At 66.6% G+C, this 557-nt stretch carries 1 protein-coding gene; it reads right to left on the reverse strand.

The window, feature by feature from the left end:
• On the reverse strand, positions 1-557 hold a 557-nt coding region (locus ACYU7Z_RS16365), incomplete at both ends, for a hypothetical protein (RefSeq protein WP_460572431.1).

Genomic DNA, 557 nt, shown 5'->3' on the forward strand with positions numbered 1-557 from the left:
TCCACGAGCTGCATGTTCTGCAGGACCAGCCACACGTCCCCTGCGTTCACATCGTTCAGAACCACCACACTGCGGTTCACCCGGAACACCAGCTCCGACTCCGCACCGAGTTCGGGGATTTCCTTGCGCTGGTCACCTGCGTCATCGACGCAGTCGCGGACGTAGGCGGCGGCTCCGGCCCAGGCTGCGTGAACACAACCATCCAACTGCACCGGCGCGGCGGGAACCCCGGTCGAATCCAACGGTGTGGTGACCGGATCCCCGCCATTCAGCGGCTGCTTGATCAACGACGTCGGCGTCGCCACCACCGCGAAGCTGCCCGCCGGTCCGCTCTGCTGCAACCGGCCGCCGGCAGCATCCGGCAGGGTCACAACCTCACCATTCGGCAGGACCAGCTGCCCGGATTCCCCGTCGAAGACCACCGCCTGATCCCCCACCGCAGCGATCTGCGCGTCGCCAAACGATCCCAGCGCCTCCGCCTCAACAACCGTCGGCTCCTCGAAAGTGCCATCCGCGGCAACCACATACGTCGATACCATCGCCGCGCCGGGGTCAGC

It is taken from the genome of Flaviaestuariibacter terrae (genome assembly GCF_054777635.1).